Genomic DNA, 21,007 nt, shown 5'->3' with positions numbered 1-21,007 from the left:
GCCGCAGGCTCTCTTCTCCCACCTGATCCCTTCTCCCGCGCTTGATCCCTTCTCCCGCGCTTGATCCCTTCTCCCGCGCTTGATCCCTTCTCCCGCGCTTGATCCCTTCTCCCGCGCTTGATCCCTTCTCCCGCGCTTGATCCCTTCTCCCGCGCTTGATCCCTTCTCCCGCGCTTGATCCCTTCTCCCGCGCTTGATCCCTTCTCCCGCGCTTGATCCCTTCTCCCGCGCTTGATCCCTTCTCCCGCCTGCGGGAGAAGGTGCCCGCAGGGCGGATGAGGGCACACTCCCTGAGCACCCGTCACACGCCTCGGGCCACCCACTTCTCGGCCATGCGCCGCATCGACGGATCCAGCTCTGGCTCGGCGAGCAGCTCGGCAATCGGGCGCCACGCCAGGGCCAGCGATTCTTCGCTGACTTCGAACGCTTCGTCCGCGCCTGCGACCACCACGTAACGCGCGTCGAAATGCCAGTGCCCCGCCACCTCGCCGCGCGCGGGGATCCAGTGGCGGTCCAGGTCGAACAGCTCGGCATCTGCCAGCCGCAAACCGGTCAGACCGGATTCTTCTTCGGCTTCGCGCAACGCCACCTGCGCCAGATCGCGGTCGCCGTCGGCGTGGCCGCCCAGCTGCAACCAGCGCTGCAACTTGCGGTGGTGGGTCAGCAGCGTGCGGCTGCCATCGGCGCTGACCACCCAGGCCGAGCCGGTGAAATGACCTTCGACACGCTCGCGCAAGAACGGATCGGTGGCATCGTCCAGCAGCTGCACGAACTGGTCGGTCACCTCGGCCTCGTCCGGCCAACGTGCGCGGTAGGCAGCCAGTCGCTGCCGCAGGGTTGCATCCACCATCGGTCGTTCTCGGTTGCGCATGGATCAGCGACCATTATCGCCATTCATGCTGCGTACGCGCTTGTCGTGAGCGTGTAGCTTTGGCAAGGTAGGCCGCTTGCCTGTCCCATTGGGATGCGGCGCACACCTTCGCCCAGGCGCGCGCGCCTTCGTTCTGCCACTTAGGGATGTACCGAATGCTGAAGTCTCTGTTGAGGGTCAAACCGATCGAGCCCGCTGGACATGTGGATGCGGGCGAACCGGTCGAAGGCGGCCTGCAGGGCGAAGCGACGCTACAACGGACCCTCACCGCCAAGCACCTGATCATGCTCGGCATCGGCGCAGTGATCGGCGCCGGTATCTTTGTGATGACCGGCCAGGCGGCTGCCAGCCATGCTGGGCCAGCGGTGATGCTGTCGTTCGTCTTCGCGGGCATCGCCTGTACGTTTGCTGGCCTGTGCTACGCCGAATTCGCGGCGATGATGCCGGTCTCCGGCAGCGCGTACTCCTACTCGTACGCCACGCTTGGCGAAGGCGTCGCCTGGTTCATTGGCTGGTGCCTGGTATTGGAGTATCTGTTTGCAGGGTCAAGCGTCGCGGTGGCATGGTCTGCCTATCTGATCAGCTTCATCACCGGGACGCTGGGTCTTCCATTCCCGACAGAGCTGACCAACGCCCCGCTTGCCTGGATCAATGGCAAGTTCGTGGCCTCTGGCAACATCCTCAATCTGCCTGCCGTGCTCATCGTGGCTGCTGTGAGTGGGTTGTGCTACGTCGGCATTACCCAGTCAGCCTTCATCAACGCGATTGTCGTTGCGATCAAGATCGCAGTGATCTGCCTGTTTGTCGGCTTCGGCGCGGCATATGTCGACCCGGCTAACTGGCATCCCTTCATTCCCGAAAATACTGCGCCCGGCGTATTTGGCTGGAGCGGCGTGTTCCGCGCTGCCTCGATCGTGTTCTTTGCCTACATTGGCTTCGATGCGGTATCGACCTCGGCCGGTGAAACCAAGGATCCGCAACGCAACATGCCGATCGGTATCTTAGGCTCGCTGGCGGTGTGCACCATCATCTACATCATCGTCTGCGCAGTGCTGACAGGTTTGATGCCCTATACCCAGCTCGGCACCGCCAAGCCGGTGGCCACCGCGCTGGAAGCGCACCCGCAATTGAGCTGGCTCAAGACCGCGGTGGAGATCGGCGCGATCGCCGGCCTGTCCTCGGTGGTGCTGGTGATGCTGATGGCGCAGCCGCGCATCTTCTACACCATGGCCAAAGATGGACTGATGCCCAAGCTGTTCGGCAAGGTGCATCCGAAGTTCCATACGCCGTATGTCGGCACCGTGATCGTCGGCGTGGTCGCCGCATCACTAGCCGGGTTGATCCCGCTCAGCGTGCTGGGCGAACTGGTGTCCATGGGCACCCTGCTCGCCTTCGCCACCGTATGCGCCGGCGTGATGGTGCTGCGCTTCACCAAGCCCGAGCTGGAGCGTCCGTTCCGGGTACCGCTGGCGATGATAATTTGCCCGTTGGGTACGCTTGCGTGCCTGGCCCTGTTCTTCCAGGCCTTCCAGGAGCACTGGAAGGTGTTTGTGGGCTGGACCGTGATCGGCCTGTTCATCTATTTCGGCTATGGCATCCACCATAGCCGTCTGGCCCGCAAGGCCTGACCCTCTCAAGACCGGCGTTCGCGCCGGTCTTCTCGTTCAACGATCGCGCGCAGCGCCAAGCCGGAACCGCTCCATGTTCAAACAACTTTGGGCCACCAAACACCCGCATGCCAGCCATGAGGCGGCCGACGGGCTGGGCCTTCAACGCGCGCTCGGTCCCTGGGGGCTGACAGCCCTGGGCATCGGCGCGGTGATCGGCGGCGGCATCTTCGTGATCACCGGTCAGGCCGCGGCCGACCATGCCGGCCCGGCGATCGTGCTGTCGTTCGTGCTCGCGGCGATCTGCTGCGCGTTCTGCGCCATGGCCTACGCCGAATTTGCGGCCATGGTGCCGGTGTCCGGCAGCGCCTACACCTATACCTACGCCACCTTCGGCGAGCTGGCGGCCTGGTTCATCGGCTGGATGCTGGTGCTGGAATACGGCGTCTCCGCCTCGGCGGTGGCGGTCAGCTGGACCGGCTATTTCCTCAGCCTGCTGGAACACTTCGGCATCCATTTACCGGCCTCCCTGGTCAGCGCACCGCTGGACGGCAAGCTGCAACGCACCGGCGCAATCGCCAATCTGCCGGCCGCCGGCATCGTCTTGTTGCTGACTTGGCTGTGCTATGTCGGCATCCGCAAATCGTCGGCGATGAACATGGCGATGGTGATCCTCAAGACCGGGCTGATCATTTTGGTCATCGCGGCGGGCTGGAAATACGTGGACCCGGCCAACTGGCATCCCTTCATCCCCGCCAACGAAGCACCGGGCAAGTACGGCATGGAGGGCGTGCTGCGCGGCGCCGCGATGGTGTTCTTCGCCTATATCGGTTTCGAGGCGGTGTCGGTGGCGGCACAGGAATCGCACCGGCCGCAGCGCGACCTGCCGATCGGCATGATGCTGTCGCTGGTGATCTGCACCGTGCTCTACATCGCCATGGCCGCGGTGATGACTGGCCTGGTGCCGTTCACCCAGCTGGGCACCGATGAGCCGGTAGTGACGGCGGTGGCCGCGCATCCGCAGCTGGCCTGGTTGCGGGTGGTGGTGGAAGTGGGCGCGCTGATCGGGTTGTCGTCGGTGGTGCTGGTGATGATCATCGGGCAGCCGCGCATCTTCATGATCATCGCGCGCGACGGCCTGCTGCCGGCGATCTTCACCCGCATCCATCCCAAGTACCGCACGCCGCACATCAATACCGTCATCACCGGTGTGGGCATCGCACTACTGGCTGCCATCTTCCCGCTGGATGTGCTGGGCGAGCTGACCTCGATGGGCACGCTGATCGCCTTCGCTGCCGTGTGCGCCGGTGTCTTGATCCTGCGCCGCACGCATCCGGAACTGCCGCGTCCGTTCCGCATGCCGGCCGCGTGGCTGATCTGCAGCGCCGGTGTGCTGAGCTGCCTGGCCTTGCTGTCGGCAATGACCTTGCACAACTGGATGCTGATGGGTCTATGGACCTTGGTCGGGCTGGTGGTCTATTTCGGCTACGGCTATCGCCACAGCCGTCTGCGCGACAGCCGCTGACCCTGCGCATGTGCGGAGTCCGGGCGTGGCAGGTCGAACACCCTGCTGCGCTGCACCTGACCGTAATCTGGTGGGGCAGTAGAATAGCCGTATGAATGCGACCACTGCCCCCCTGCCCTATAGCGCCGCCCGTTTGCACGAGCTGGCGCAGTTGCTGATCGGCAACATCCGCGAGCTGGCCCAGGCCGGCTGGACGCCCGCCACCAGCAGCAATTTTTCTCATCGTCTGGACGAACAGCACGCCGCGATTACCGTCTCCGGCCGCGACAAGGGTCGCCTGGTCGAAGAAGACATCATGGTGGTGGACTTCGATGGCCAGGCCGTTGGCCGCCCGCTGCGTCCATCCGCCGAAACCTTGCTGCACACCCAGCTGTATCGCCGCTTCCCGGAGATCGGCTGCGTGCTGCATACGCATTCGCCGGTGCAGACGATTGCGTCCCGCCTGTATGCAGGCAGCGGCGCGATCCGTCTGGAAGGCTACGAATTGCTCAAGGCGTTCGAAGGCAATACCACCCACGACACCGCGATGGACGTGCCGGTGTTCGCCAACACCCAGGACATGCAGGTGCTGGCCGCGCAGGTCGAGGCCTTGCTGGACAAACAGAGCATGTGGGGGTATCTCATCGAAGGACACGGCCTGTATGCCTGGGGCCGCAACATGGCCGAGGCACGCCGCCATCTGGAAGCGTTCGAATTTCTGCTGCATTGCGAACTCGAACTGCTGAAACTGCGCGGCCCGCGCTGAGTGTTGTCCGTCCCCCATTCGTGAGCCAGACCGCCATGAGCCGACTGCGTATCTTTGCCGACACCAACCCGACCACACCGGAATTCGACAGCCGCGATGGCGATGCGATCGCTGCCGAGCTGGTCAAGATCGGCGTCACCTTCGAGCGCTGGGCTGCCAGCCAGCCGGTCGAACCCGGCGCCACGCCCGAGCAGGTGATGGCTGCCTACCGCGCCGACATCGACCGCATCAGTCGCGAGCGCGGCTTCAAGACCGTGGACGTGGTGAGCATCGCGCCGGATAACCCCAAGCGCGAAGAAATGCGCGCCAAGTTTCTGGACGAACACTTCCACAAGGAAGACGAGGTGCGCTTCTTCGTCGCCGGCTCGGGCTTGTTCACGCTGCACGTGGATGCCAAGGTCTACGAGATCGAGTGCGTCAAGGACGACCTGATCGCGGTGCCCGATGGCACCTTGCACTGGTTCGACATGGGGCCGGAGCCGCATTTTGTGGCGATCCGCTTCTTCACCGAGCCGGACGGCTGGGTCGGACATTTCACCGGCACCGAAATCGCCAAACAATTCCCCCGCTACGCCCCCGAGACACCTCACAAGGCCAGCTGACGATGACACGACCGCAAGCGATCCTCACCGATATCGAAGGTACGACCAGCAGCATTTCGTTCGTCAAGGACGTGCTGTTTCCGTATGCACGCCGTGCCATGCCCGCCTACGTGCGCGAGCACGGCAATCACCCGCAGGTGCGTCACTGGCTCAACCAGGTGGCCGACGAGATCGGCGAAGACGTGCCGGACGAGGTGTTGATCACCACGCTGCAGACCTGGATCGACGAGGACCGCAAGCACACCGCGCTCAAGGCCTTGCAAGGCCTGATCTGGGGCGACGGCTACAAGACCGCCGACTTCACCGCGCACATCTATGCCGATGCGGCGATCCAGCTGCAGGCCTGGCACGCGCAGGGCATTCCGCTGTACGTGTATTCGTCCGGCTCGGTACCGGCGCAGAAGCTGTTCTTCGCGCATAGCGATGCCGGCGACCTGAGTGGTTTGATCACCGACTGGTTCGATACCGAGCTTGGCCCCAAGCGCGAGAGCGCCAGCTATCGCCGCATTATTGAGCGCATCGGCAAGCCTGCAACGGAGATCCTGTTCTTGTCGGACGTGATCGAAGAACTCGACGCCGCCAAGCGCACCGGCATGCGCACCGCGCTGCTGGACCGCCGCGAAGACTATCCCACGCCGCGCTCGGCCGAGGACGTGGGCAGCCACCTGCGCGTGGAAAGTTTTTCGCAGCTGGTGTTTTGAGCCGGCAGGTTCGCTGAGACATCGGCTGTCGCGGTGCGGCGGCCGGTGAGGTTGCAAGAACGCTGTGTGTGATGCGTTGCACGTAGGACCTACAGGCACCTGGACCGAAGCGTCATGTGACGGATTGGCCCTTATACGACGACTGATTGCGGTCGCATGAGGGCATCTTGCAAGCAATACAGACGTGTTGAAGCCACCGAAGCAGGCTGGCTTGGCGCAACCGCTTGCAGCTCGTGCATGCGTCAGTGGAGTAACTGGTTCGCCAGCTGATGCATGCGCCAACAACGGGTTGGAAGACGATGCGCAGCGGCTTGCAAGGCTGGACGATGCGTTCTGGCCTGCGCCGCGCTCCTGCCGGCTTGAGCAGTCTCCGCATCTGTCTGAGGGCAGTCGCAGTCGCCAGATGCAACGTTCGATCGACCGCCCCACACATTCCCATTCCACGCATCATCGAGGCATCGGCGTTGTCCCCATCGCTCCAATCACGCTTGGCGTCGCACGCGTTGATGCGCCGGATGCTGGTGCTGCTCGCCGTGGTCTTGCTGGTTGCCGGCTGTCATCCCGATGCGGGCGCGGCGTTGCCGGCACAGACAGCGGACGACGCGGCGCAGGTGGACCCGGTCGACCAGGCCGCGCTGAAAAAAGCGCTTGCCGCCGTGCAGCCGCAACGCAGCGGCGTCACCGATCTATATGTCGTCGGCTTTGCCGGCGACGCGAGCGACGACGTGTTTCGCAACGAAACGCTGTACCTCAAGCAATTGTTCGAACAACGCTTCGACGCGCGCGGCCGCGTGGTCACGCTGGTCAACAATCCGGACAATCTGGGCGAGCAGCCGTACGCACCGCTAGCGACCTACGACAATCTCTACGACACGCTCGCTGCGATCGGCAAACGCATGGATCGCAAGGAAGATGCGCTACTGCTGTTCGTCACCACCCACGGTACCGAAGACCACACGTTGTATGTGCAGGTGGATGAGAACGAAGAAGACTTCATCAGCCCGCAGGATCTGCGCAAGGCGCTGGACGATGCCGGTATCGACAATCGCATCATCGTGCTGTCGGCCTGCTATTCGGGCGGCTTCATTCCGGCGCTGCGCTCGCCGGACACGCTAGTCCTGACCGCGGCACGTGCCGATCGGCCATCGTTCGGCTGCGGCAACACGTCCAATGCCACCTACTTCGGCCAAGCCTGGCTGATCGATGCGATGAACCGCAGCGACGATCCGCTGGCCGCCTTCGACATTGCCAAGACCGCGATCACCGCGCGCGAGAAACAGGACGGCGAGTTGCCGTCATTGCCGCAACAATCGTTGGGCAGGCGCATTGCGCCGGTACTGGCGCGCTGGCGCGCCGGGCTGCACCTCGGCCCAACAATTGCCTATCCGTATCCGCCGCTGGAGGACGAGCCCAACGCCGATATGGACACCGAAGCGCAGCGCGAGGCTGACGCCCAACCGGCAGCCGATACGGCGGGAGCGGCTGCGCCGGCATCGACTGCGTCGCGACGCAAAGCGCCGATTCGCCCGAGACCCGCATCATCGCGATAAAGCCGACGCGCTGAGACTAATTCTCATTTCGCCAGCAATGTCTGCGCATCGCTACACTCGCGCAGCAAGCCAGCACCTCGCCAGCCAGCACCGATCTTCGCCAGCGCGCCTTCGCCTGCCAGCCCGGATCTCAAGACGCCTCCTTCGTGGAGGCGTTTGCGTTTGTGGGGCTCGATACCGAGTCCCCCAGCGATGCCGCAGGAGCGTCCTTGGGCGCGACGGGCGTTACCGCACCGCCTCTCGCCGCCTTGCACGCGCGCATCTGCTCAAGGGTCGGCGCGCTGCAAGCGATACACCGTGCGTGCGCTGTATTGCCCGGTCGGCAAAGTAGCGCGCACCTCGACAACATGTTCGCCAACGCCGAGCGTGGTCGGCAACGCGCTGCGCCACAGATGCGTCGATGGCGTGGCTTCGGGCGAGCGGTCGTAACCACGCAGTTCCGGCGCTGCATCGTCGCGCGCATTCTCCGCAAGCAGCACTGGGTCCGCACGCTCGACGCGCTTCATCGCCTGCCACGGCCCAGCATCGATGCGCGACTCCACCACGGTGCTGTCCTGCCCCATGAACACATTGGCGTACACGCCCCAGGCAGGATACGCGCCCTGCCGCAGCACCTTGGGCGCAGACAGCGACAGCTGTGCATCGTCGGCCGCGCGCGCGGCGTGATACGCCAGGGTGTAGTCGCCGCTGGGAGCGACCTTCAACACCGCATAACCGTTGGGCGTGCCGTCGCTCATCGTCGCAGCGGGAATGCCGTCGGCATCCTTGACGCCGGACCAGAACGCACCGCAGGCCGCGCCAACGTTGTATTCGTGCAACGGGCGCGCGCCCTGCCAGCCTTCGTCCGCGCCATGCTCCACCTGCCGCTGCGTGTGGCTATGCCCGCTGAGCACCAGCACATGCGGGAAATCCTTCAGTAGCGCGAACAGGCGGCTACGGTCAGCATGCCGGAAGGTCTCCTGCCCCGGGGCTGCATCGAACAATGGGATATGCATGCCCAGCACCAGCAGGCGCTCACGCGGCAGCTGCGCCAGATAGTTCTGCAGAAACACGAACTGGTCTTCGCGCAGACCGCCCACATACGCCGGCTTGCCGCCGGGTGTATAGATCACATCGTCCAGAAACACGAAGCTGGCGTTGGCTTCTTCTACCGCGTAGGTGTCTGGCCCGTACACCGCACGCCAGCTGTCGAGCGACTGCAGATCATCGCCGGCATCAAAATTCAGATCGTGATTGCCGGGCACATGGAACCACGGCACGCCGAGCTGCGTGGTGACCTTGTTCAAAGCCGGATACAGGCTCAGATCGTCGCTGACGATGTCGCCCAAGGTGGTGCCGAGCCGGGCGGCGGTCTTGCCGACCAGCGGCGCCACGATATCGCGCTGGTAATAGCCCACATCAGTGAGGCTGGCGGTCTGGGTGTCGGCAAACACCAGCATGTCGAACCCGCTGCCCGCCGCCTGCGTGCGTGGCGTCAGCGCGAAATTCCAGTCATGCATCTTGCGACCGGTCGCGGCGATGCCTAGATACTTGCGCTTGATCGAACCGCGCGGCGCGTAGTGCCGCCAGAACCCGGGCAAGCCATCAGCGGCGGGCACAAAATTACGATCGCCTGGTTTGATCACGAACACCGTCTGCCCCTCGCGCACCGGCAGACGATAGCGACCTTGTGCATCGGTACGCACGATCTGCGTGCCGTTGGACACCGCCACATCGGCAACACCGGACTCATCGGCACTGCGACCGGCACGCCCGTCGCGCTCTTCGTACACGATGCCATCGACCACCACATCGCGTGCATACGCGCTGCCGGCGAGCACACCCAAGGCTAGAAGAGCGAAGCGAAGCTGCATGCGTGTTCCCGCCAAAAGACCAGCGGAAATTGTACCCGCCGAGGCAACGTGGACGGCGTAGGCGTGCAAACCACATCGCACCGCATCGCATCGTAGGAGCGCACCTGGGCGCGACGGGGCTTTACCGGTAACGCCCCCATTGCGCCCAGGTGCGCTCCTACGCAAAGACCGGCGGGACGTGTACCTGTTCTGCGGCCACGTGAACGAGATGGGCACACCACACCACGTCGTAGGAGCGCACCCGGGCGCAATGGGGGCCTTATCGGTAACGCGTCGCGCCCGGGTGCGCTCCTACCAATCGCTTTATTTGTGCCGCGACTCCAACAATGCCACTGCATCGCCCAGACCCAGGCCGCGTGCGCGCAGCAGCACGATCAGGTGGTACAGCAGGTCGGCCGATTCACCGAGCAACTCCGCATCGCCCTGCACCACGCCCGCCAGGGCGGTTTCCACGCCCTCCTCGCCCACCTTCTGCGCGATGCGGCGGATGCCTTGCTCGAACAGCTGGGTGGTGTAACTGCCATGTGGCCGCTCGCGCTCGCGCGTGGCGATCAATGCATCCAGGCTACCGAGGAATTGACCGGGCGCGCTCGGAAAACAACTGATGCGACCCAGATGGCAGGTGGGACCATGCGGACGCGCCAACACCAGCAACGTATCGGCGTCGCAGTCGGCTTCGATCGAGACCACGCGCAACACGTTGCCCGAGCTTTCGCCCTTGGTCCACAAGCGTTGCTTGCTGCGGCTGAAGAAGGTGACTTCGCCGCGCTGCTGCGTCACTGCCAACGCCTCGGCGGTCATGTAGCCCAGCATCAGCACGCGCAGATTGTCGGCGTCCTGCACGACGACCGGCAACAAGCCATCGCCCTTGCTCCAGTCCAGCGCCTGCAGTGCGTCGTCGGTTGCCACGGTGTCACTGCCCATCACGTACCTCGATCTGTTGCGCGCGCAAAAATTGCTTGAGTTCCGGGATCGGAATCGCGCCGCTATGAAACACACTGGCAGCCAGGGCGCCGTCCACATCGGCCTGGTCGAACACATCGGCAAAATGCTGCAGTTCGCCTGCACCACCGGACGCGATCAACGGTACCCGACACAGCGCACGTACCTGGCGCAACTGCGCGATATCGTAGCCGCGCCGCACGCCGTCGTTGTCCATGCAATTGAGCACGATCTCACCGGCGCCCAGACGCTGCGCTTCGGCCACCCAATCCAGCGTGCGCATCGGCAGCGCCTGGGTCTTGCTGGGGTCGCCGGTGTAGCGACGTACCCGCCACTGGCCGTCTTCTTCGCGAATGGAATCGATACCGACCACCACGCATTGCACGCCAAAGGCATCGGCCAGTTCGGAAATCAGCTGCGGGCGGCCGAGTGCAGGCGAGTTGATCGAAATCTTGTCGGCACCGGCGTGCAACACCGCACGCGCCGTCTCGACATCGCGGATGCCGCCGGCAACACAAAACGGAATGTCGATCAGCCGAGCCACACGCTCGACCCAGGTGTAATCGACCGAGCGCCCTTCCGGGCTGGCGCCGATGTCGTAGAACACCAGCTCATCGGCGCCCTGCGCGCGATAACGCAATGCGAGTTCGACGATATCGCCCATGTCGATGTGGTCGCGGAACTTGACGCCCTTGACCACGCGCCCATCGCGCACATCCAGGCAGGGAATGATGCGACGGCTCAACATGCCAATGCGTCCTTGAGATCCAGGTGACCTTCGAGCAAGGCCTTGCCCAGCACGATGCCGGCGCAGCCCGAGGCCTTGGCCGCGGCGACGTCGGCAAGATTGCGCGCGCCGCCGGAGACCTGCACCTGCAGCTGCGGCGTGAGTGCCCGCAGATGCGCGTACAGGTCCATGTTCGGCCCGGACAACATGCCATCGCGTGCGATGTCGGTGCACAGCAGGTGCTGCAGGCCGGCCTGCGCATAGCGCACCGCCAATTGGTCCAACGTGGCCTCGGCCGCTTCGGTCCAGCCATGCACCGGCAGCTGCCACACACCCGCCGCATCCTGGCGCGTGTCCAGCGCAATGGTCAGACGATCCGCACCAAATTCCTGCAACCAGGCAATCACGGTGTCGCTCTCGCGCACCGCCAGCGAGCCGATCACCACGCGCGCCGCACCTGCGTCGAGGATGCGCGCCACATCGTCGCGCGAACGCACGCCGCCGCCGGTCTGCACCTGCAAGCCGGTGGCGCGCACGATCTCGCCCAGCGTGCTGGCCAATGTGTAGCCACCGGCCTTGGCCGCATCCAGATCCACCAGATGCATCCATTGTGCGCCGGCATCGGCAAACGCCTGCGCGCGCGGCAGCACATCGTCGCCATACTGGGTTTCGCGCGCGTAATCGCCCTGCAACAAGCGCACCACGCGGCCGTTGCGGATATCCAGCGCCGGGTAAACGGTAAAACTCATGGGAAGCTCATCTCAAGAAAATTGCGCAGGATGCGGGCCCCGGTCTCGGCCGAGCGCTCCGGGTGAAACTGCGCGCCGCAGCGCAGGCCTTGCTGCACCACTGCAGTGAACAAGCCGCCGTGATCGCAGGCGGCCACCGTGTCCGGGGTGACTGGCGCGGCGTAACCATGCACAAAATAGGCGCTGGCGCGTTCGGGCAGGCCGGCCAGCAAGGCCGATTCGCGCATCGGCACCAATTGGTTCCAGCCCATATGCGGCACGCGGATGCCCAGTGCAGGCGTCATGTGGCGCACCACACCCGGCAACAGGCCCAGACATTCCACATCGCCTTCTTCGGAACGCTCGAACAGCAGCTGCATGCCCAGGCAGATGCCAATCAATGGCACCTGCAACTGGCGCAACGGCTCGATCAACCCTTGTGCGCGCAGACGCTTCATCGCTTCCGGTGCCGCGCCGACGCCAGGCAGGATCACCCGATCGGCACCCTGCAAACCGGCCGCATCGCGCACCAGTCGGGCTTCCACGCCGAGCCGCTCCAATGCGTAGCGCACCGAGCCCAGATTTGCGCCACCGGCGTCGATCAGCGCAAGGTCGGTCATAGCGCGCCCTTGGTCGAGGGCAGCGCCGTGCCTTCGCGACGGATCGCCTGGCGCAGGGCGCGTGCAAGCGCCTTGAAGCACGCCTCGACCTTGTGGTGATCGTTCTCGCCCCGCACGCTCAGGTGCAGGTTCAAGCCGGACGCATCGCAGATGGAACGGAAGAAATGCGGGACCAGCTCGGTGGGCATATCGCCCACGCGTTCGCGCTTGAACTCGCCATCGAACACGAAGTATGGCCGGCCACTGAAATCCAGCGCCGCGCTGGCGATGGTTTCATCCATCGGCAGGGTGAACCCGTGTTGCGCGCCCTCGCCTGCCGCAAGCCAGGGGCTTTCGACCGGATCGAACCCATACCGGCCAATTCCGCGCTTGTTGCCCAAGGCTTCGCGCAGTGCCTGGCCCAGCGCCAGGCCGGTGTCTTCGATGGTGTGGTGCTCATCGATATGCAGGTCGCCGTCGGCGCGGATATCCAGCGCAAAGCCGCCGTGCTTGCCGATCTGCTCCAGCATGTGATCGAAGAACGGCAGGCCGGTGGCAGTATGCGGTTCGGCGACGCGATCCAGGTCCAGCTCGACACGGATCTTGGTTTCTTTGGTATTACGCTGAACCACCGCACGCCGTGGCGCATCGGCCAGTTCGTGCGCGATGCCCGGCCAATCCCAGTCGCCGCCGAATTCGTCGGTGCGTAGCTGGAAGCCGCGGATGTTGAGGTTCTGCGCAAACTGGATATCGGTGAGGCGGTCGCCCACCATCGCCGAGCGCGCCCAATCGATGTTGCGGTCTTGCAGATAAGGCACCATCAGCCCAACGCCGGGCTTGCGCGTGGGCGCGTTGTCGGCCGGCCAGCTGCAGTCGATCAGCACTTCGCGGAACTCGATGCCCTGGCTTGCGAAGATCTGCAGCATCAAGTTGTTGGGGCCATCGAATGCGACGCGCGGATAGCTCTCGCTGCCCAGACCGTCCTGATTGGTGACGATGACGAACTGATAGCCGGCATCGCGCAGCTTGAGCATCGCCGGAATCACGTTATCGACAAAGCGCAGCTTCTCGTAGGCGTCGATCTGGTAGTCGGCCGGCTCGGTGATCAGCGTGCCATCGCGGTCGACAAAAAGGATCGGGGTCATGCGGCCTCCTGCTTGCGCTGCAGCGCGCCGAGCACGCGTTGGTTCTGCTCGACCGTGCCCAGCGTGATGCGCAATGCATCGGACAGGCGCGGCACCGCGCGTTGATCGCGCACCACCACGCCGGCTTCCAGCAGCGCCTGGAAGGCAGCCTCTGCGTCGTCGAAACGCACCAGCAAAAAGTTACCTTGCGACGCATACACCTGGCGGACGCCAGCAAGCTGCGTCAATGCAATGCGCACGCGCTCACGCTCGCTGCGCACCTCGGCAATGCGCCGGCGTGTGACCTCCAGTGCCGGTGCAGACAACGCCTGCTCGGCCATCACCGCGCACGGCGTGGGCACCGGATACGGGGCCTGGCAGCGTCGCAACAACGCGATCAATTCGGCATTGGCGATCAGGCAGCCAATGCGTGCAGCGGCAAGCGCATGCGCCTTGGACAAGGTGCGCAGCACGGCAAGATTCTCGTAACGGCTCAGCAGCGAAACTGCAGACGGCACGTCCGAAAATTCGCCGTAGGCTTCGTCCACAACCACCAGTGCTTTGCCCTGCAGCGCCTGCACTGCGACTTCGATGTCCTGCAACGCAATCGCCGAGCCCGCCGGGTTGGAGGGCGAGCACAAAAACACCAGCTTCGCCTTCGAGGCCAGTGCCGCCTCGACGATGGCGGCGATGTCTGCATGGAATCCATCGCTGCCATCGACCAATGGCACCTCGACCAGCGGCGCATTCTGCAAGCGCGCGCAGACCGCATACATGCCAAATACCGGTGGCGTCACCACCACTGCATCGCGCTCGGGCACGCACAGGCCGCGCACCAGCAGGTCGATCGCTTCGTCGCTGCCGCGGCCAATCAGCAGTTGCTCGGGCGCGCAGCCATACAACTCTGCCAGCGCCACGCGCAGGCCCTTGGGTTGCGGGTCGGGATAGCGTCGCGTGCTGCCGTGGGGATCGGCCGGGTTGCCCCAGGCCGATTCGTTGGCGTTGAGCCAGACATCGCCCTGCAACTCGCTGGTGCGTGCCGACGAATAACCGGCAAACGCACGCAGGTCTTCGCGCACCAACTCAAGAATCGATGGCGTGCTCATGCCGCCACTCCCATGCGCAGCGCCACCGCATTGGCATGCGCATCCAGGCCTTCGGCGCGCGCAAGAATCAACGCGCATTCGCCGATGCCATCGATGCCGGCCTTGCTCGCCGCCTGCACGCTGACCATGTTCTGGAAGCTGGCCACGCTCACGCCGCTATACGCGCGCGCCGCGCCGCTGGTCGGCAACACATGGTTGGTGCCGCTGCAGTAATCGCCTAAGGCTTCGGGTGTGTAGTCGCCGAGAAATACCGAGCCGGCGGCTTCCACCTGGTTCAACCATGCGCGCGGTTCGCGCAGCGCCAGAATCAAGTGCTCGGGCGCATAGCGGTTGCTGATCACAAATGCCTCGTCCAGCGATTGCACCTTGATCAGCCGCGACTGCGCCAGCGCCTGACGGGCGATAGCGGCACGCGACAGCTGCGCCAGTTGTGCATCCAACTCCACTTGCACGGCGGCAATCAACGCATCGCTGTCGGACAACAACAAGACCTGCGAATCCGGGCCGTGCTCTGCCTGCGACAGCAGGTCGGCAGCCACAAAGGCGGGCTGCGCGCCGGCATCGGCAATCACCAACACTTCCGACGGACCGGCCGGCATGTCGATCGCTGCCGCGCCGGATTGCGCCACCTGCTGCTTGGCTTCGGTGACGTAGCTATTGCCCGGCCCGAACAACTTGTCGCAGCTCGGTACCGATTCGGTGCCATAGGCCATCGCGGCAATCGCCTGCGCGCCGCCGAGCTTGAATACGCGGCGCACGCCGGTGAGCTGCGCGGCCACCAGCACTGCCGGATCCACGCTGCCATCCTTGCGCGGCGGCGTGCACAGCACGACCTCGCGGCAGCCGGCCAGACGCGCAGGAACGCCAAGCATCAACGCGGTCGACGGCAACGGCGCGCTGCCGGCCGGCACGTACAACCCCACCCGCCCGATCGGCCGCACGATCTTTTCGCAGACCACCCCTGGCGCGGTTTCCACTGCATACCCCTCGCTCATGCCGGCGCGGTGGAAGGTGTCGATGCGTGCAACGGCATCCTGCATCGCCTGGCGCAGCTCCGGCGCGACGGCGGCCTCGGCGGCGGCGAATTCGGCCGCGCTCACTGCAAAACTGTCCAGCGACACGCCATCGAAACACGCAGTGATTTCGCGCAACGCCGCATCGCCACGGGCACGCACATCGCTGATCAAGCTGGCGACCGCGTCGCGCGTCTGTGTGGCCACGGTCTGCACCGGGCGCGTCAAGGCGTCGGTACGCGACGCGCTGTCGAGTTGGGACCAATCGAGAATGTTCATGCCAGCGAGCGCTCCACTGTCAGCACCATCAAGCCTTGCGCACCTGCGCGTTCGAGTTCTTCCAACCGTTGCCAGGTCACCGCGCCGTGGCACATGGTCTGCAGCCGCAGTGCGCCGTTGCCATCGTCCGGCAGCTGTACCAGCGGGTCGGCATCGGGCAGCAGGCGACGCAGGGCATCCACGTTGCCGTGTTCGGCACGGAACATCAGCAGTTTGCTGTCGCGCAACTTGAGCACGCCGTCCATGCGTCGCAGCAGCATCGCCAGCAACGCGGCGCGCGCATCGGCCGGCTCGCGTACCGCGCCGGCCAGCACGGCCTCGCTTTCCATCACCAGCTCCACCGGCTTGAGCTGATTGGCCGCCAACGTGGCGCCGCTGGACACCAGGTCGCAGATCAGGTCGGCGGTGCCGAGACGCGGTGCGATCTCCACCGAACCCGACAATTCCACCACCGCCGCATCGATGCCCTGTCGCTCCAGCCAGTCGGCCAGGATCGCCGGGTAGCTGGTGGCGATGCGCTTGCCTGCCAGTTGCTGGATGCCCTGCCAGTCCCATTCTTCCGGCACTGCCAGCATCAGCCGGCACTGGCCGAACCCGACCCCGCGAACAGCGTGGTACGCAGCCGGCAAGCCAGCGCGACGACGCGACGACGCCTGCTCGTCCAATTCGTTCTGGCCCACGATGCCCAGGTCGCAGACGCCGTCGGCAATCAGGCCCGGGATGTCGTCGTCGCGCACCAGCAGCAAGTCCACCGGCAACGATTCGCCATAGCAAAACAATTTGTCGCGGCTCTGCCGCCAGCTCAGCCCGCAGGCGGCCAGCAGGCTGCGCGCCGGCTCGGCCAGACGGCCGTTTTTCTGGATGGCAATACGCAACCGGTCACGTGCCGGCGCTGCCGTGGAAGCACTCATCTTGTTCTCTCAGTGGGAATCGACAGGGCGCGACGACTGCTCGCGCAAGGCCTCGGCATAGCCGCCGGCGCCATGATCCAGGGTGCGCGCAACGCGCCCGATGGTGGTCACGCTGACCTGGGTCAGCTCGTGGATTTCGCGGTACGGCACGCCCTTGATCAGCAGCGGCACCACCCGCCAGCGGTCGGCCATGGCCTCCAGCTCGGCGGGCGTGCACAAATCGCGCAGAAATGCCTCGACCGAACCGGGCTCAGTCAGGCATGCCAGTGCATCGGCCAGCATCTTGAGGGAGGCGGCGACGTCGGTGGTTTCGCGGGGAGCGGGTCGTTGTTTCATTGCGTTAATGTAATAGCGTGTTAGTACATTAACGCAAGCGGATGTGATTGTCACCCCGCTCGGGCCTTGGGAATCAAGGGCGTTAAGGCTGACGCGTTAGAACGCTCGTTCGGCACCCGGCAGTCACTGCGAAACCGAAGCAGCTGGTATGACGATCGCAAATGATGATGTGACTCAGCCGGCCTCCCCGACGAGCATCTCCATGGCGGCACTGCCCTAAAAAGCGCCGTGCCCCTTCGGTGCCGAGGGACCCCACAACACGTGCCAGGACACTGCCTCACTCTTCAGTGGCGCTAGTGGCGCCTTATCGATCTGCCATCGATGACAGATCACCAACAAGGATTCGACCGTCGCGGGATCCACCGGCACGGTCAATTCCAGATGCAACTGGCGCCCTCTGCCTTTGACACCAACGTAGGCCGGTAACGCTGCGAGCCAGCCGAAAAACTGCTCTTCGTCTTGCTGCGCGAAGAACGCCGGCCCGTCCAGCACGATTTCGATCGAGTCACGCATCAGCTGGAGCGAACGCCCCCGGCCACCAACATCGCCTTGGCCTGCTCCAACTCCACCTGCAGCGTGCTCGCCAACTCTTCGCGCGCCACATCGAACTGCTGCTCGCGGACCAGGTCCTTGACCGCTACCACGCCGCGCGCGAGTTCGTCGTCGCCGGCCAGCACCACAAAGCGGATGCCGGCGCGGGCGGCGTACTGGAACTGCTTGCCGACCTTCTTCGGCTCCATCTGTACTTCGGTGTTGATGCCACCGATGCGCAGCCGGCGCGCGATATCCAGCGCGTCGTCCAGGCGGGTTTCGTCCATCAGCGCCACCATGGCCTGCACGCTGCTTTCGGCAATGCCCTGGATCAGGCCGGCCTCGCGCAGCTGCCAGAACAGGCGAGTCAGGCCGATCGAGATGCCCACGCCCGGCAACTTGGACTTGGTGTAGTGGCTGGCCAGGCTTTCGTAGCGGCCGCCGGAGCAGATCGAGCCGATCTGCGGGTGGTCGGTGAGCGTGGTTTCGTAGACGGTGCCGGTGTAGTAGTCCAGCCCGCGCGCGATCGAGAAATTCAGGCAGTACGCGCTTTCCGGCACGCCCAGCGCCTTGACCAGCTCCAGCACTTCGCGCAATTCGGCAATGCCCTCACCCAGCGTCGCACTCGCGCCGACCGAGGCTTCCAGCGCCTGCAACTGCACCAGCGCATCGGCATGGCCGCTTGAGCGCACCGCCACGAAGGCCAGGATCTTGGCGACCTGCTCGGCAGCAATGCCGAAGCCCTCGCCCACAAGCGTGTCGCGCACATAATCGGCGCCGCGCTTGTCGATCTTGTCGACCTCGCGCAACACAGCCAGCTGCAACTCGCCTTCGGCCACACCCAGACTTTCGAAGAACCCACGCAGCAACTTGCGGTTGTTCAACTGCACCTTGAAATCGCCGATGCCCAGCTCGGCGAACACCGCGTGGATCACCGCCAGCACTTCAGCGTCGTAGCGGATGCTCAGCGCATCCTTGCCGATCACATCGATATCGCACTGGTAAAACTCGCGGAAACGCCCGCGCTGCGCACGCTCGCCGCGGTACACGCGCTGCATCTGATAACGACGGAACGGGAAGCTGAGATCGTGCTCGTGTTCGGCGACATAGCGCGCCAGCGGCACGGTGAGGTCGAAGCGCAGCGCCAGCTCCGGCAAGCCGCCGTTTTCTGCACCGTCGTCGGCTGCGGCAGCCGCATTGGCCAGCGCGCCGGTGGACTGCACGAAGTACACCTGACGCTCGGTTTCGCCGCCGGATTTGGTCAACAGCACGTCGGACAGCTCGAACACCGGGGTCTCGACCGGCAGGAACCCGAACCGCTCGTAGTTGCGGCGGATGACGTCCAGCATGCGCTGGAACGCGATCTGCTCGCGTGGCAGCAATTCCATGATGCCGGGCGGCGTACGGGGCTTGATCACGAGCGAAACTCCTGCAGAACGACTGGGGCGAGCCGGCAATTCTACCGGCTGGGCGGCCGCGCTGAGCGCATGGCGTATCATCGATCTGCGTCCCAGGCAGTGCGTGACCCATGTATCGGCAGCTTTCAGACCCCAGCGTGACCTGCCCGGCGCCCGGCGCGGCATCCGGCAGCGACGCGCGCAGCTCCGATTGCGCGCTATGCGCGGTCCGCGGCCGTGCGATCTGCGCGGCGTTGTCGCCGCAGGAAATGGACGCACTCGATGAGGCCACCACAGCGTCCAGCTATGCACCCGGCAGTACCTTGGTGCGTGCCGGCGATGCGCGCCAGCACGTCTACACCGTCACCTCCGGTGCCTTGCGCCTGGTTCGCACGCTGGCCGATGGACGCCGCCAGATCACCGGTTTCGTGCTGCCGGGCGACTATGTGGGGCTGACCGAAACCGCGCAGCACCGCCACGACATCGAAGCTATGATCGACAGCCGCGTGTGTCGTACGCCGATGGCGCAGATGCGCCAGTTGCGCGATCGCTACCCGCATCTGGAGCGCAAGCTGCTGCAACGCGCCAGCATGGAACTGGCCGCCGCGCAGGACACCGGCCTGCTGTTGGCGCGGCTGCAACCCAGCGAACGGTTGGCGCACTTTCTGCTGCGTCTGGCTGCCCGCTCGACCCAGCCCGGTGCCAGTGGCGACACCGTGGCCCTGCCGATGAGCCGCGGCGACATCGCCGACCATCTCGGGCTGACCATGGAAACGGTGAGCCGCACCTTCACCAAACTCAGGCAGCAGCAGCTGATCGCGCTGCCGCAACTGCAGCTGGTGCAGATCCTGGACTACGCCGCCCTGCGCAGCCTGGCGGGCGACACGGTTTGAGCGCTATCTGGTCGATGGTGGTTGAACACCTGGTTTGATTGCAGAGCCGCACCACTGCACGTTGGCGAAGACGCGGCGCCAGTGCTCGCGGCGGTGACGAAGACAGCTGTGTGCTGGCCGGATGGCGGCACTCAATGCGACAGCGCCGATGCACTCAATTCACGCCGGCCGTGTACTCAACTACGTTGTCGAATCACGACGCAGCGCACGACACTTCAACGCCCACCCGCACTCGCCACCGATGCACCGCAGCCGCTGCTGAGGAGTTGCGACTGCCGCAACCAGGCGCGGTCCGGGTAATAGGCGAACACGAACGCGCCCTCGCGCAAGGTGTCGATCAGCTGCCTGGCCACTGCCGGCCGCACTGCCGGGCAGCCAAGGCTGCGGCCCAGCCGCCCCTGGCTGCGGATGATGGCCTCGCTGACGTAGGGCGCACCGTGGATCACGATGGCGCGGTCGCGCGCGTGATCGTTGAAGCCCGGCTCCAGCCCTTTGAGCCGTAACGAATAGCCGTTGTGGCCGGTGTAAGACTCTTGCGCGGTGAACGCACCCAGGCTGGACTGGAAGCTGCCGTCGGCGTTGGAGAACTTCGCGGCCAGGTTCTCGCCGGTATTGCGCCCGTGCGCCACCCATTCCTGGAACAACAACCGCTGCCGCGCCAGATCGAATACCCACAGCCGGCGTTCGGTCGACGGCCGGCTGTAGTCGATGACGCTGAGCACACGCTCATCGCCCACCTGCTGGCGTTGCCGCGCGCATTGCAACGCTTCGGTAGCCAACGCCAGAACCTGGCGGTCCAACGACGGCGCCTGACGCGCCAAGGCATCGATCAGCCCGGCACGCGGAGCGCCCAATGGCGATACTGGGGACGCAGCCATGGTATCGGCCGCCACGGCCGCACCCGCCGCTGCCCATCCGCACAACGCGGCGGCAACGGCAATCACTCGATAAGACATGCAGCAACCCA

At 64.8% G+C, this 21,007-nt stretch carries 21 protein-coding genes; 7 read left to right on the top strand and 14 right to left on the bottom strand.

What is annotated here, in order from left to right:
• Window positions 1-301 precede the first annotated feature (301 nt).
• Entirely contained in the window at window positions 302-850 is a 549-nt protein-coding gene (locus tag ASF90_RS04340; RefSeq protein ID WP_055846435.1) for an NUDIX hydrolase, read from the bottom strand.
• Between the two features lie 176 nt (window positions 851-1,026).
• Between ASF90_RS04340 and ASF90_RS04335 the strand changes: the two genes are divergently transcribed.
• From ASF90_RS04335 to ASF90_RS04310, 6 genes are all read left to right on the top strand, one after another.
• The gene (locus ASF90_RS04335) at window positions 1,027-2,499 is read left to right on the top strand and encodes an amino acid permease (RefSeq protein WP_055846433.1); all 1,473 of its coding nucleotides are present in this window, start codon (window positions 1,027-1,029) and stop codon (window positions 2,497-2,499) included.
• A 73-nt stretch (window positions 2,500-2,572) separates the two neighbouring features.
• The gene (locus ASF90_RS04330; protein WP_055846430.1) at window positions 2,573-4,003 is read left to right on the top strand and encodes an amino acid permease; all 1,431 of its coding nucleotides are present in this window, start codon (window positions 2,573-2,575) and stop codon (window positions 4,001-4,003) included.
• A 91-nt stretch (window positions 4,004-4,094) separates the two neighbouring features.
• Window positions 4,095-4,748, top strand: a complete 654-nt coding sequence (locus ASF90_RS04325; RefSeq protein WP_055846428.1) for a methylthioribulose 1-phosphate dehydratase — start codon at window positions 4,095-4,097, stop codon at window positions 4,746-4,748.
• Between the two features lie 35 nt (window positions 4,749-4,783).
• A complete protein-coding gene (locus ASF90_RS04320) occupies window positions 4,784-5,350 on the top strand; it encodes an acireductone dioxygenase (RefSeq protein WP_055846425.1) in 567 nt (188 codons plus the stop codon).
• Window positions 5,351-5,352: 2 nt separating this feature from the next.
• Window positions 5,353-6,051 (top strand): acireductone synthase, encoded by a 699-nt coding sequence (mtnC, locus tag ASF90_RS04315; protein ID WP_055846422.1) that lies wholly within the window; start codon window positions 5,353-5,355, stop codon window positions 6,049-6,051.
• A 506-nt stretch (window positions 6,052-6,557) separates the two neighbouring features.
• Window positions 6,558-7,601, top strand: coding sequence for a C13 family peptidase (locus ASF90_RS04310; RefSeq protein WP_236699199.1), 1,044 nt, complete (start codon window positions 6,558-6,560; stop codon window positions 7,599-7,601).
• 266 nt (window positions 7,602-7,867) lie between these two features.
• Here the strand turns inward: ASF90_RS04310 and ASF90_RS04305 are convergent, their stop codons facing one another.
• The 12 genes from ASF90_RS04305 to hisS form a co-directional block, all read right to left on the bottom strand.
• Complete coding sequence (locus ASF90_RS04305) at window positions 7,868-9,454, bottom strand: calcineurin-like phosphoesterase family protein (RefSeq protein WP_055846419.1); 1,587 nt, start codon at window positions 9,452-9,454, stop codon at window positions 7,868-7,870.
• A 303-nt stretch (window positions 9,455-9,757) separates the two neighbouring features.
• On the bottom strand, window positions 9,758-10,378 hold the full coding sequence (gene hisIE, locus ASF90_RS04300; RefSeq protein ID WP_055846416.1) for a bifunctional phosphoribosyl-AMP cyclohydrolase/phosphoribosyl-ATP diphosphatase HisIE: 621 nt from the start codon (window positions 10,376-10,378) through the stop codon (window positions 9,758-9,760).
• A complete protein-coding gene (gene hisF / locus ASF90_RS04295) occupies window positions 10,368-11,144 on the bottom strand; it encodes an imidazole glycerol phosphate synthase subunit HisF (protein ID WP_055846413.1) in 777 nt (258 codons plus the stop codon). Before hisF ends, hisIE begins: the two co-directional genes overlap by 11 nt.
• Window positions 11,138-11,872 carry a 1-(5-phosphoribosyl)-5-[(5-phosphoribosylamino)methylideneamino]imidazole-4-carboxamide isomerase gene (hisA, locus tag ASF90_RS04290; protein WP_055846411.1) on the bottom strand — a complete coding sequence of 245 codons (735 nt, stop codon included), beginning with the start codon at window positions 11,870-11,872 and terminating at the stop codon, window positions 11,138-11,140. Before hisA ends, hisF begins: the two co-directional genes overlap by 7 nt.
• Window positions 11,869-12,471 (bottom strand): imidazole glycerol phosphate synthase subunit HisH, encoded by a 603-nt coding sequence (gene hisH, locus ASF90_RS04285; protein ID WP_055846408.1) that lies wholly within the window; start codon window positions 12,469-12,471, stop codon window positions 11,869-11,871. The genes hisA and hisH overlap by 4 nt, the downstream gene beginning before the upstream one ends.
• Entirely contained in the window at window positions 12,468-13,595 is a 1,128-nt protein-coding gene (gene hisB, locus ASF90_RS04280; RefSeq protein WP_055846405.1) for a bifunctional histidinol-phosphatase/imidazoleglycerol-phosphate dehydratase HisB, read from the bottom strand. The genes hisH and hisB overlap by 4 nt, the downstream gene beginning before the upstream one ends.
• The gene (hisC, locus tag ASF90_RS04275; protein WP_055846402.1) at window positions 13,592-14,680 is read right to left on the bottom strand and encodes a histidinol-phosphate transaminase; all 1,089 of its coding nucleotides are present in this window, start codon (window positions 14,678-14,680) and stop codon (window positions 13,592-13,594) included. Before hisC ends, hisB begins: the two co-directional genes overlap by 4 nt.
• Window positions 14,677-15,972: a histidinol dehydrogenase gene (gene hisD, locus ASF90_RS04270; protein ID WP_055846399.1), complete on the bottom strand. Its 1,296-nt coding sequence runs from the start codon at window positions 15,970-15,972 to the stop codon at window positions 14,677-14,679. Before hisD ends, hisC begins: the two co-directional genes overlap by 4 nt.
• Entirely contained in the window at window positions 15,969-16,883 is a 915-nt protein-coding gene (gene hisG / locus ASF90_RS04265; RefSeq protein ID WP_055846396.1) for an ATP phosphoribosyltransferase, read from the bottom strand. Before hisG ends, hisD begins: the two co-directional genes overlap by 4 nt.
• Window positions 16,884-16,892: 9 nt before the next feature.
• Window positions 16,893-17,219, bottom strand: coding sequence for a YerC/YecD family TrpR-related protein (locus tag ASF90_RS04260; RefSeq protein WP_055846394.1), 327 nt, complete (start codon window positions 17,217-17,219; stop codon window positions 16,893-16,895).
• 216 nt (window positions 17,220-17,435) lie between these two features.
• Window positions 17,436-17,732, bottom strand: a complete 297-nt coding sequence (locus ASF90_RS04255) for a hypothetical protein (protein WP_055846391.1) — start codon at window positions 17,730-17,732, stop codon at window positions 17,436-17,438.
• On the bottom strand, window positions 17,732-19,168 hold the full coding sequence (gene hisS, locus ASF90_RS04250) for a histidine--tRNA ligase (protein WP_055846388.1): 1,437 nt from the start codon (window positions 19,166-19,168) through the stop codon (window positions 17,732-17,734). The genes ASF90_RS04255 and hisS overlap by 1 nt, the downstream gene beginning before the upstream one ends.
• Before the next feature lie 248 nt (window positions 19,169-19,416).
• Between hisS and ASF90_RS04245 the strand changes: the two genes are divergently transcribed.
• A complete protein-coding gene (locus tag ASF90_RS04245) occupies window positions 19,417-20,040 on the top strand; it encodes a helix-turn-helix domain-containing protein (RefSeq protein WP_193552615.1) in 624 nt (207 codons plus the stop codon).
• A gap of 215 nt (window positions 20,041-20,255) precedes the next feature.
• Here ASF90_RS04245 and ASF90_RS04240 read toward each other — a convergent pair whose 3' ends face one another.
• The gene (locus ASF90_RS04240) at window positions 20,256-20,996 is read right to left on the bottom strand and encodes a murein L,D-transpeptidase catalytic domain family protein (RefSeq protein ID WP_055846381.1); all 741 of its coding nucleotides are present in this window, start codon (window positions 20,994-20,996) and stop codon (window positions 20,256-20,258) included.
• Between the last annotated feature and the right edge of the window lie 11 nt (window positions 20,997-21,007).

It is taken from the genome of Xanthomonas sp. Leaf148 (assembly GCF_001423585.1).
Taxonomy (GTDB): domain Bacteria; phylum Pseudomonadota; class Gammaproteobacteria; order Xanthomonadales; family Xanthomonadaceae; genus Xanthomonas.
This window is presented reverse-complemented; position numbering and strand designations above follow the sequence as displayed.

Excerpts from the sequence above, each read along its gene's own strand:
- hisIE (WP_055846416.1), bottom strand. The coding sequence starts at position 10,378 with ATGGGCAGTGACACCGTGGCAACCGACGACGCACTGCAGGCGCTGGAC.
- ASF90_RS04335 (WP_055846433.1), top strand. The coding sequence starts at position 1,027 with ATGCTGAAGTCTCTGTTGAGGGTCAAACCGATCGAGCCCGCTGGACAT.
- hisF (WP_055846413.1), bottom strand. The coding sequence starts at position 11,144 with ATGTTGAGCCGTCGCATCATTCCCTGCCTGGATGTGCGCGATGGGCGC.
- hisC (WP_055846402.1), bottom strand. The coding sequence starts at position 14,680 with ATGAGCACGCCATCGATTCTTGAGTTGGTGCGCGAAGACCTGCGTGCG.
- ASF90_RS04320 (WP_055846425.1), top strand. The coding sequence starts at position 4,784 with ATGAGCCGACTGCGTATCTTTGCCGACACCAACCCGACCACACCGGAA.
- ASF90_RS04245 (WP_193552615.1), top strand. The coding sequence starts at position 19,417 with ATGGACGCACTCGATGAGGCCACCACAGCGTCCAGCTATGCACCCGGC.
- ASF90_RS04240 (WP_055846381.1), bottom strand. The coding sequence starts at position 20,996 with ATGTCTTATCGAGTGATTGCCGTTGCCGCCGCGTTGTGCGGATGGGCA.
- ASF90_RS04255 (WP_055846391.1), bottom strand. The coding sequence starts at position 17,732 with ATGCGTGACTCGATCGAAATCGTGCTGGACGGGCCGGCGTTCTTCGCG.
- hisH (WP_055846408.1), bottom strand. The coding sequence starts at position 12,471 with ATGACCGACCTTGCGCTGATCGACGCCGGTGGCGCAAATCTGGGCTCG.
- ASF90_RS04260 (WP_055846394.1), bottom strand. The coding sequence starts at position 17,219 with ATGAAACAACGACCCGCTCCCCGCGAAACCACCGACGTCGCCGCCTCC.
- ASF90_RS04310 (WP_236699199.1), top strand. The coding sequence starts at position 6,558 with ATGCGCCGGATGCTGGTGCTGCTCGCCGTGGTCTTGCTGGTTGCCGGC.
- ASF90_RS04340 (WP_055846435.1), bottom strand. The coding sequence starts at position 850 with ATGGTGGATGCAACCCTGCGGCAGCGACTGGCTGCCTACCGCGCACGT.
- hisA (WP_055846411.1), bottom strand. The coding sequence starts at position 11,872 with ATGAGTTTTACCGTTTACCCGGCGCTGGATATCCGCAACGGCCGCGTG.
- ASF90_RS04330 (WP_055846430.1), top strand. The coding sequence starts at position 2,573 with ATGTTCAAACAACTTTGGGCCACCAAACACCCGCATGCCAGCCATGAG.
- hisD (WP_055846399.1), bottom strand. The coding sequence starts at position 15,972 with ATGAACATTCTCGATTGGTCCCAACTCGACAGCGCGTCGCGTACCGAC.
- hisB (WP_055846405.1), bottom strand. The coding sequence starts at position 13,595 with ATGACCCCGATCCTTTTTGTCGACCGCGATGGCACGCTGATCACCGAG.
- ASF90_RS04325 (WP_055846428.1), top strand. The coding sequence starts at position 4,095 with ATGAATGCGACCACTGCCCCCCTGCCCTATAGCGCCGCCCGTTTGCAC.
- mtnC (WP_055846422.1), top strand. The coding sequence starts at position 5,353 with ATGACACGACCGCAAGCGATCCTCACCGATATCGAAGGTACGACCAGC.
- ASF90_RS04305 (WP_055846419.1), bottom strand. The coding sequence starts at position 9,454 with ATGCAGCTTCGCTTCGCTCTTCTAGCCTTGGGTGTGCTCGCCGGCAGC.
- hisG (WP_055846396.1), bottom strand. The coding sequence starts at position 16,883 with ATGAGTGCTTCCACGGCAGCGCCGGCACGTGACCGGTTGCGTATTGCC.